9 protein-coding genes and 1 pseudogene are annotated in these 10,567 nt (G+C 37.2%); 7 read left to right on the forward strand and 3 right to left on the reverse strand.

All coding sequences use genetic code 11. The features are described from left to right. Nucleotides 1–230 precede the first annotated feature (230 nt). From WCM76_14270 to WCM76_14290, 5 genes are all read left to right on the forward strand, one after another. Entirely contained in the window at nucleotides 231–1,046 is an 816-nt protein-coding gene (locus WCM76_14270; protein ID MEI6766791.1) for a PD-(D/E)XK nuclease family protein, read from the forward strand. 12 nt (nucleotides 1,047–1,058) lie between these two features. Then, nucleotides 1,059–1,652, forward strand: a complete 594-nt coding sequence (locus WCM76_14275; GenBank protein ID MEI6766792.1) for a hypothetical protein — start codon at nucleotides 1,059–1,061, stop codon at nucleotides 1,650–1,652. 48 nt (nucleotides 1,653–1,700) lie between these two features. After that, the gene (locus WCM76_14280) at nucleotides 1,701–2,495 is read left to right on the forward strand and encodes a hypothetical protein (GenBank protein MEI6766793.1); all 795 of its coding nucleotides are present in this window, start codon (nucleotides 1,701–1,703) and stop codon (nucleotides 2,493–2,495) included. Between the two features lie 198 nt (nucleotides 2,496–2,693). Next, the gene (locus WCM76_14285; protein MEI6766794.1) at nucleotides 2,694–4,397 is read left to right on the forward strand and encodes a DUF4041 domain-containing protein; all 1,704 of its coding nucleotides are present in this window, start codon (nucleotides 2,694–2,696) and stop codon (nucleotides 4,395–4,397) included. A gap of 51 nt (nucleotides 4,398–4,448) precedes the next feature. After that, nucleotides 4,449–5,114, forward strand: a complete 666-nt coding sequence (locus tag WCM76_14290) for a hypothetical protein (protein ID MEI6766795.1) — start codon at nucleotides 4,449–4,451, stop codon at nucleotides 5,112–5,114. Between the two features lie 359 nt (nucleotides 5,115–5,473). Here the strand turns inward: WCM76_14290 and istB are convergent, their stop codons facing one another. Both istB and istA read right to left on the reverse strand, forming a co-directional pair. Further along, nucleotides 5,474–6,214, reverse strand: coding sequence for an IS21-like element helper ATPase IstB (istB, locus tag WCM76_14295; GenBank protein MEI6766796.1), 741 nt, complete (start codon nucleotides 6,212–6,214; stop codon nucleotides 5,474–5,476). A gap of 29 nt (nucleotides 6,215–6,243) precedes the next feature. After that, the gene (gene istA, locus WCM76_14300) at nucleotides 6,244–7,776 is read right to left on the reverse strand and encodes an IS21 family transposase (protein ID MEI6766797.1); all 1,533 of its coding nucleotides are present in this window, start codon (nucleotides 7,774–7,776) and stop codon (nucleotides 6,244–6,246) included. 284 nt (nucleotides 7,777–8,060) lie between these two features. Between istA and WCM76_14305 the strand changes: the two are divergent. Continuing rightward, nucleotides 8,061–8,498, forward strand: a pseudogene (locus WCM76_14305) (DUF262 domain-containing protein). A 435-nt stretch (nucleotides 8,499–8,933) separates the two neighbouring features. After that, the gene (locus WCM76_14310; protein ID MEI6766798.1) at nucleotides 8,934–9,392 is read left to right on the forward strand and encodes an HNH endonuclease; all 459 of its coding nucleotides are present in this window, start codon (nucleotides 8,934–8,936) and stop codon (nucleotides 9,390–9,392) included. 146 nt (nucleotides 9,393–9,538) lie between these two features. On the opposite strand, the gene WCM76_14315 is transcribed toward WCM76_14310, so the two are convergent. After that, a complete protein-coding gene (locus WCM76_14315) occupies nucleotides 9,539–10,297 on the reverse strand; it encodes a hypothetical protein (protein ID MEI6766799.1) in 759 nt (252 codons plus the stop codon). Between the last annotated feature and the right edge of the window lie 270 nt (nucleotides 10,298–10,567).

Genomic DNA, 10,567 nt, shown 5'->3' on the forward strand with positions numbered 1-10,567 from the left:
AAGTTATTAACAATCTGATGTTTATATTAACAATTGGTTTTTAGAAGTGCCCTTAAAGAAAATATTACGGCACATAACTGACATATTGCAGCCATGTTTATTTTTTTGGGGCTGACGTACGGGCAGAAAGAGCAGTGTTTAACACCCCACATAAAAACACGGCTGCAAGACTCTGGTCGTTATGTGCAACCCTTAAAGAAACAGAACAACTGTAGACTGAAAGATAAAAAATGACAAGACAACAAATAGAAATATTATCCCCAATAATTCAAAAGTTTTCTGTTCATCAAAATATGAAATTGACAGAGCAGATAACCTACAACAAAAGTATTTTTGAAAATCTTAGTGCGTTTATTTCATCATCAACAAATAAAATTATTTTGCTCAATTGCGAAATAATTGAAGATTACCTTAAAACTTTAGAAAAGTTAAATGAAAGTAACAAAAAGAAAAGTATTTTATTTAACCCTCTTACATTTTTTGGCATTGGAGAAACAATGCATAGTTTTTTAATTGCAAAATTAATTAATCCATATTCAGAACACGGTCAAGGCAAATTATTCTTAAACTGTTTTCTTGAACTTATAGGAATTGAAGTATCTGAAAACGACCATTGGATTGTAACAGCCGAAACAGGAAGAATTGATATTTTGTTAAAGCGACAATACCCACACACAGTAGTTGTAATTGAAAATAAATCCAACTATGCAAAAGACCAAGAAAATCAATTGTATCGTTATTGGTATCAAGAAATTTATTTGCCAAATTGTTATCGTGAAAATGCTATTGAATATACATCAAACAATAAAAACTTTCAAATAATTTATTTAACTCCTGCTGACTGGAAAATACCAGCAGACCATTCATTACAAAAACCTACAATTGGATATGAGGATTTTTTACCAATAACAATTCCTATAGAACCAAAAATTTGGTTATTCAATAAGCATTTAGTAAAATGGTTGACAAATTCAATGAATGAATTACCAAAAGAAAATCACCGTTTGAGAGAATACGTTAAACAATATATTGAATTATGGACTTAAATTCAAAATGAAATGGAAAAAGAATTAATTGAACAAGCAAAAGCGATGTTTGATACTCCTGAAAAGTGGAATGCATTTTTAGAGTTATTTTGGCAAAGAGATGAAATTCGCAATCAGTGGTATTCAAAACTCAAAGAAGAAGCGAATAAAAGATTCAAAAGAGTAGATTCTGAAAACGGATGGTCTTTCAATTCGTGGGGATTTTGGGATATGCACTGGTATTTAACTGCTGACGGGGATAAGTCAATTAGTTTGTTATTGGGTTGGTGGGGAGAATTGACTTTGTTTTGTGATGAAAACTATTTTGACACAGTGAAAATAACAGAATTATTAAAGACAGAAAAGTTTGCACCGTTGTTAAGTGGGTTCAATAGAATTGATAGATTTTTTGAGAGAGGCAGAATTGCAATTGAAATCAGAAATTTTAGTTTCGCTAGTGTTTATGATTCACACTTTGATTTAGAAAGATTGGCTTGGTTTGCAGGAAACAAAACAGAAGATTTTCTAAATCAAATTGTGAATAAGGTGAATATTTATCGCGAAGATGAAAAAATGACAAGTTTAATTAGTGAACTAAATCAATTAACGAAGAAAAATATAGAATAACTCTTTTATAATAAAGAGGTAATAAGATTTTCAATTCGGGAATTGCAAATGGAAGAAGAAAAAATTGAAATCAAAGTTGAACTTGATGAAGTTACAAACAAGTTTTTATTGCATCTCAAACAGGTGACTAACTGCCTAACACATATTTATAACGCCATTGATAAATCTGACTTTGACATTTACAAGCTATTGCCAACAGACAGTTTTCCAATAGTAATAAATGACAAAAAACCAAAATTGACAATCAACGAGCAAAAACGAATTACACTAAACTGGATACTGACAAAGGCTTTTGAGGACTTCATCATTGGTTTGACAAAAAGTTTTAAAGAGACTTATAAATATTTAAGGATCTATTCCCTATCCCAAGAACCAAAACAAACAAGAACACGAGAGAACATACAAAATGAATTACAAAAAATTGAAATAGATAATGAGAAGTTTCATATTCCTGATTTCATTGAGAAAATTGAAAAGCTGCTTAAGCAGCCACTTCCATTAAAAGAAGAAGTTTTATCGGTTAATCAATTACGAAATTGTCTTGTTCATAGACACGGGACAGTTGGAGAAAAAGACATTAAAAATTCTCCAACGGGCGACTTGAGACTAAAATGGATTTCACTAAAATTCTGGACTGCAAAAGACGGACAACAAAATGAAATAACTCATGACTTTAGAAAAGACGGTGTAATTGTAGACAATTTATCTTGCGAGACAATTAGGAATGAAAAAATTTTCATAATAGGAAACAAAATATCGCTTGACATTAATGAGTTCAACGGCATCGCATATACTTGTGCAACATTTGCAAACGGACTATTTCCATTAATGCCGAGACCATAAAAACGGTGTATAACAGGCTTCTGCTTTCAGTGGCGGGAAGTGGTGCTCGTAGGACAAAAAAGTAATTAATTTAACAGGCAGTGTTTCGTGGAAACGGCAGTGGGTTAACATCGCCACCGAAAAGCAGTAGTCGGTGCGTTAGCTGCAATGGTAAAAATCCCGACGAGACACGACAGCTTAACCTAAACACGACAGAATATGATACCAACTTTAATTATCGCACTTATCGCAATTACAATTTTAGTTATTCTTTGGTTTCTTAATTGGAGAAAACTACAAACAACAATTAATGATTTAACTTCACGGTTGACAAATACTGAACAGGAGAAAACAAATTTTTCTGGACAGGTTACAGACCTCGAACAAAGAAACATTGCTTTAAATAAATATCAAGGGCTTGTCGACACAGAACAAAAAGCAAAAGAAATTCTTGCAGATGCAGAAAGGAATGCAGCTTCATTAATCGACAATGCAAAACAAACGCTTGACAGCGCAATCATTGAATCAAATGAATTAAAAACTAAAGCACAAAAGGAACTTGAACAAGCCGCAATTTCAGCTAACAATATAAAAGCCCAAGCCTCTATTGATGCAACCTCTTTCAAAAAAAATGCAGTTAGTCTTTTAAATAATGCTACAACCGAAGCTCAGCTAATAATAGAACAAGCAAACAAGAAAGCACAAGAAATAGCAGGTGATGCATATAAAGCTATGCAAAATGCGACAGAACTTGAAAAGACGGTAAAGGCAATGAAGAATATCATTGAAGGTTATGGCGACAGATATTTAATGCCGACTTACAGTTTATTAGATGATTTGGCAGAAGAATTTGGACATACAGAAGCGGGTGAAAAGTTAAAATTTTCAAGAGAGAAGACCCGTTTAATGATTAAAAACGGGACATCTGCAAAATGCGACTATGTTGAAACGAATAGAAAAGAAACAGCAATTAATTTTATCCTTGACGCATTTAACGGTAAAGTTGATTCCATACTTTCAAAAGTTAAAAAGGACAATTACGGAACATTGGAACAAAAAATCAAAGATGCTTACCAAGTTGTAAATAATAATGGAAAGGCTTTTCGTAATGCAGTTGTTACATTTGAATATTTAAACGCAAGACTTGACGAATTGAAATGGGCAGTAACTACACAAGAATTGAAATGGGCAGAACAAGAAGAACAAAGAGGAATCAAAGAGCAAATTAGAGAAGAAGAAAAGGCGCGAAGAGATTTTGAAAAGGCTATGCGTGAAGCTCAAAAGGAAGAAGAAACTTTAAAGAAACTAATTGAAAAGGCACAAAGTGAAATTGCACAAGCAAGTGAGGAACAAAAATCAAAATATGAGGAAAGATTAAAAGAACTTGAAGAAAAATTGAAAATAGCCGAAGACAAAAATCAGCGTGCAATTTCTATGGCACAACAGACAAAAGCAGGAAACATTTATATCATTTCAAATATTGGTTCATTTGGTGAAAATGTATATAAAATTGGTATGACAAGACGGCTTGAACCTTTAGACAGGGTGAGAGAATTAGGAGATGCAAGTGTACCTTTTGAGTTTGATGTACATTCAATGATATATAGTGACAATGCACCTGGACTTGAAAAAGAATTACATAGAAAATTCCTGCGAATGCAGATGAATAAAGTAAATCCAAGAAAAGAATTTTTCAAAGTTACACTTGCAGACATCAAAGCAGAAGTTGACAGTTTGAACATAAACGCAAAATGGACTATGACAGCAGAAGCCCGACATTACAGGGAAACTTTAGCAATTGAAGAAGCCATTAAAAATGATGAACAAAAGCGACTTGAATGGGAAAAATATCAACTTCAAAATGTCCCAGAGACAATGGAAGAAGATGAAGAAGTTGTAGCACAAATAGACGAGAAAAAATAAAACACGGCGGCAATATGCTGCCCGTTACCAGCAATATTGAAAACCAAACCAATGAAGAAATCATTTTATTTATTTATTGTGGCGTTCCTTATGACAGGTTGCCTTAATCCACCGACAAATGTTAACCAGCAGGCAACTCAGAATGTTAAGACAAAGACATTGGCTGACGCAGAAATAGAAGGTTTAAACTCAGGCATACAATGTGACACATTGCTATTAGGTTTTACCTTTAGTATGGACAAGTCCATTTATCTCAAACATGCAAATAAATTATCACGGACAGGTAAAATAGATTTAATGGGTGATGAATCCTTTGTTTATTACTTGCTGACATCAGATTACAAATGTTACACAAGAGTAACTCCAAACTTTTTTCAAGGTAAACTATCCAAACTTATTTGCAATATTATGACAGCAAAATCAAGCAAAGTATCCAACTCCGGTACTGACATAGCGACTTCTGTAAGACAAGTTTTTGAAGAAAAATATGGAAACACTAATGGAGTAAACATGTTTATAAGTACTGGTAGTTCTGGTTTGACAACTTATGCTTGGGTTTGCGGAAAAAAGAAGTTAACATTTACAGACGCAGCATCCTTTGACATGATTAATATTGAATATACAGACGTTGCAGCAGAAAGAGGTATCAAGTCTGACAATAATGTGCAAGTTCAAAAACATAAAGAAACAGCAAAATCAACAAAGAAAGACATATAATACATGCTGGTAACTTGCATCTACTTTAATGCGGCGGTTTGGTGGTTTACAGAAACTTTAGTTTCTTTAAAAAATATTTACGGGGCAGACACGGAAGTGCGCTAAAGCCGCCGCCAGAAACACACAGGCACATTATCAGCAACCAAAAATAAATTAACGATAGCAAACAATTTAACCATTAAAAAATAAACATTATGTCATTTAATCCAAAACAAGAGTACTTAATTACAGAGGACAAAATTAACATCAAAGATTGATTATTTCGGACAAAGTATGCCACTCATTTCGGAGTAAAGTATGCCACGATTCCGGAGCAAACTATGCCACTATTTCAAAGGACAAATAGGTATATAAAAGTACTATTTTTTTTCAATTGATTTTTTTCGCAGCGATTCTCCTTTTAATTCGAACCGGTGAGCAGAACCTGACAATCTGTCCATAATAGCATCGGCCAGTGTTGGCTCACTAATAAACTGGTGCCATTTATTCACCGGGAGCTGCGAGGTGATGATGGTTGATCTTTTTCCATACCGGTCTTCAAGCACCTGAAGCAAGGCGATTCTTACCTGATTATCCATCGGCGTAAGCCCGAAGTCATCAAGGATAACCAACGGGAACTTTTCTATTTGGTTAAGCAGTTTGATATAGGAACCATCCAGCTTGGATAGCGAAAGTTTTTCCGCGAAGCGGTTCATTCCAAGGTAGATTGTTTTATATCCCAGAGTACACGCCTGTCGCCCCAGGGCGCAGGCGAGATAACTTTTTCCACAGCCTGTGGATCCTGTGATAAGGATGTTTTCCGAGCGCTGTATAAAAGAGCCGTCAGCCAGCGCGATTAATTGATTGCGGGTGAGGTTGCGGGTGGGTGAGCATTGGATATTTTCGAGCACGGCGTCATAGCGCAGGCCGCTTAACTTTAGGTATAGCTGCGTGCGCTGGCCGGTACGGGCGTGTTGTTCGGCCTCGACTAGCATGGCCATGAGCTCGTGAGCCGTGGGAAGCTCGTGCGATGGCAGTGCCCGGGTGGTACCGTAGACCTGAGCCATACCATGCAGCTTCAGCTGCATGAGTTGTTCCAGTGTTTGATCTGTGTTAATCATAAGTTGTTGTTTTAGGTGGATAATTTGGTTTATTGGTAAAACTCAGCACCCCTGATGTTTTCATGTGTAGGGATGCCGATAAAAAGGTCTGTTTGCAGGGATGCTTTGTCGAGATTGCGTTCAAGGATATTTTTAATCACGGTATAGGTCACTTTATACCCGGCCATAGCACGCTGACAGGCTGCTTCCAACCGGTCATTGCCATATTTTTCTCCCAGTCGTAAAACGCCCAGGCATGAGTTATAGGTCTGTTCGATGAAGTTTCGTTGTGTGAGTATTTTGCTAATCGCCGCGACCGCGTGTGGCCCGATCGCTGCTGCTTTTTCAATAAAATACTCCCGGCTCCAACCCTTCATGCGTTTATAGTGCTTGTGTTCCGGAGGCATGTGTTCCTCAAGGGTAGTATGTCCGTTTCTGTTGTAATTGCGTCTGTAACAAGCAATGCGGATTGCATCAAGGTAAATTTCCACATTATCAAAATCATAAACCAGTTGTACCGTTTTCCCGATGTACTTATAATGAACGCTGTAATGATGCCAGTCCTCGCCCAGGGTAATGTGATAATTCTTCTGAACTTTGGCCGCAATCTTATGTTTGGGGACAAAGGCTTCAGCAGGCAAGGGCAGTAATAGTTTTTTTTCGTGAAGGATAAACTGGTCACGACGACTGTAATCACAGCGCTGAAGGTTGCGGGCATTGAACTTGTCCAACTGCTCCCAAAAAGCCTCATTAATCTGCTCAATGCTATGAAAAACTCTATTGCGCAATGACGCATACACACGGTTGTAAATAGCGTTAACGTGACTTTCAGCAGAAGCTTTGTCACGGGGCTTTCTCACACGGGCAGCCATGAGCGTGGCTCCGTAGTGTGCCGACCATTGCTCGGCCAATGCATCAAACGATGGCTCATACCGGTTGCTCTTTTTCACGACCTGCCCCATATTGTCGGTTTTTAGGGATAACGGGACTCCGCCGATATAACTTAAAGCATTATTCAGCGCTTTAAGCAGTAGTTCACGCTTAGCCGACAGCAGCACTTCGATATACGTAAACGCAGAAAAAGGAAGCACGCAGACAAGCACCGGGTGCCTGCTAATCTCGCCGGTCTCTGGATCAACCAACGCAACCGTATCTCCTGCAAAGTCGAACATCATACAGGCAGCAGGCTCATGCTCAAAGTACATAACCGCTTTGGTCGTTTGAAGAAAACGGCTCAAGTGTTCGCAAAACTGTGTATAGCCATACCCTTCGGGCACAAGCTGACGATACTCCTCCCAAAGTATCATGCGCGTGGCGTGTCGTTTTTTTAGCTCATCGCTTAATGTCGGTATCCGGTTCATGAGGTCTTCAAAGCGCCAGTCCGCCGGTACCGGCGGACTGGCGCTTTGAATGAACGATGATAGCTCCTGGTCACTCATTTTCAGTAACTGGTCTGCTTCCTGCCCATCCTGTATCCGCTTTACATACCCATTTACTGTGAGCCGTGAGATGTGAAGCTCCCGGGCAATTTCGCGATTGGATTTGCCCTGTTTTCTTAATTGTAGAACTCGTCTGATCTGCAACATGGTTATCATTTTATTTGCCATCGTATAAAGAATTTATCCTTATACGAACCCATGTTGTCCTTGAATATAGTGGCATACTTTGTGCCGGAATGTCAGTCGCTATTTTTGACATTTTTTGACCCCGGCACGTATATTCTATCTCTTTTTTGAGTGAATTTATGCCAGATTAGTGGCATACTTTGCTCCGGAATCACTGGCATAGTTTGCTCCGGAATCGTGGCATACTTTACTCCGAAATGCTGGCATAGTTTAGTCCGAAATAGTCAAAAGATTTCTTTGAATTCAAAGATGATTACATTATCAGACCACCCTATCAAAGAAAAAGTGTTTGGTCTGTTAAAAAACAGCAAAGTTTGTTTGATAGTTTATTCAGACGTTATTATGTACCTCGACTTGTTGTTAGAGAAGTGCGGTTATCACAGGACAAAACTGTAAGAGAAATTGTTGACGGACAACAAAGGATTACCGCTGTTCAAGAATTCTTTGATAACAAATTTAGACTGCCATCATCATTGTCTGATATTCACCCTGACCTTTCAAACAAATATTATAAAGATTTATCTGCGGAATTGCGAAAATTCATTTCTAAAGAACTCGTCATTAATGCCGATGTTGTCAGAAATATTGATAATCCCAAAAATGCCGAACATCAAAAGGTCGCAACAGACATATTTTGGCGGCTACAACAAGGCGAAACACTAAACTTTATGGAAATTGCTCATGCTAAACTTTCAAGTTTGTCAAGAAACTTTATTGTGAAATATAGTGATGATGAAACTTTTGATTATGAGAATTATCTTCCTATTGATACAAATCCCAATAAGCATAGATTCTTTCAAATCATTGAACGAGACAACAACCGCATGCAACATTTAACCTTGATGACAAGGTTTTTAATAATTGAAGAAGCTGATGTCTATACAGAATTAAAAGATTCAGCAGTGACTGATTACATTGATAAATATATTGAAAAAGATGGTATTGGAAACAATTCTTTTGAGAACAATGAAACAGCAAAGAATTGCATAAGAATTATAACTCTTTTTTATGATATTTTTAAGAACGACCCAATGTTTGATGAAAAGACAGGGATTAAAGAATTATCAAGAGAATATTTAATCATTTCGTTCTTCTTGCTTATCCGGCATTTAAAAATGCATTATGTAATTGGGGACATTGAAAAAACTATTCTCAACAAATTCTTCTTTAACTTTTATGCAAGGTGGTTTAAAGGAGACCAAAATGATTTTGATATTGTAGTATTCAGCAACAACAGACAACAAAGCCAGAACAATTTACAAGAACGTGATATCATATTACGTCAAATATTTTTTGAGTTTCTCACAAAACAAAATGTTTCGCTCACATTGCTTGATTCAAAAAGACTTTTCAATGAAGCAGAGAAAATAAAGATTTACAGAAACGATAATGGTCTTTGTCAACAATGTTTAGCGGAAGGCAAATCAGAGAAAGAAGCACAAGTTAGTTGGACTCAATATCAAGCTGACCATATTTTCCCTCATTCTAAAGGTGGAAAGACAATTACTGACAATGGACAAGTATTATGCGTTTATCATAATGTTCGTAAAAGTGCGACAGTTCCTACGAAATAAGTAACTAATCATTGTATGTAATTTAATGACTATTTCGGACTAATGAGCGCCACCTATTTCGGAGCAAAGGGTGCCCCTTTTTTGAGCTTCGGGTCAAAAAAATCAAAATAATATTTGTCCGCGACACTGTCCCCCACAGTGTCCCCCTAAAAAGCGAAAGCCCTGTATTTACAGGGCTTTCGGGGTGTTTTTGTGGTCCCACCTGAACCGTATCCTGCAACAAGAATACCGTTACTGGCTCCGCCTGCATACCAAAAATTAGAAATGCTGCAGCTTGAGATGGAAATATTGTCTGCTGATGTTGCAGATGTGGTGGCATTGCAGTAAATCGCGTTATAAGGTTGAGAAGTAATGTCAGTAATGTCGCAGGAGGAAATCGTATTATTATCATTTCCTGTTGATGTGCCTGTAGCAAACCACACGACTCCTGCAGTTGCCGAGGCACTTCTACCCTGCAGTATACAGTTCTGCACCGTGTTATTTGTAGCATCGGCGTCGAAATACACGGCAGCATATGCCCCGGTGTTATTAGCTGAAATAGTAAGGTTCTTCCCGATACCATCAATATTTACCCAGTCTGCGCCATTGAGATAAAAGATATGGTTCGCACCGATGGACGTTATTGTAAAACTCTGCCCTGCTGCAGGTGTAATTTTAATATAGTTTGCCGCACTTGCACCGCTCTTTGCCGCCAGTGTAATCGGGTATACTTCAGAAGCAGGATTATAGTCGCTCTGCAACTCAATAATGTATGCTCCGGTAATCGTGCTCGGTATTCCGCTTGCGTAAGCGGTTTCAATTGTTGTGTATGTTTGAGATGCGCCAACCGGAATTGTTGTCTGTGCAGATGTTGTGAAGGAGATAATTGCAGGAAGGAGTGTCAAAAAAATAAATTTTGCTTTCATAGGGATTTTTTTTTGAGATAAGAATTCGTTGAATGATGATATTTTAAATATTCCGTAGGTTATACCCTCAATATTCCAATTCCTTAATGGGAACTCTCTCATTACCAGCCCTTGCAAACTCACACCTGATTAAAAATGAATGGGTGATTTTAGTACGTTGAATAATTTCATCGATAGATTTGTTTATTTTATCATAATAATCAATATTTTTTAATAATTTGATTATTAAGTAAATATACTAATTTTAGAACGTAAAAACAAATTATTGTA

Source organism: Bacteroidota bacterium (assembly GCA_037133915.1).
Taxonomy (GTDB): Bacteria; Bacteroidota; Bacteroidia; order Bacteroidales; family CAIWKO01; genus JBAXND01.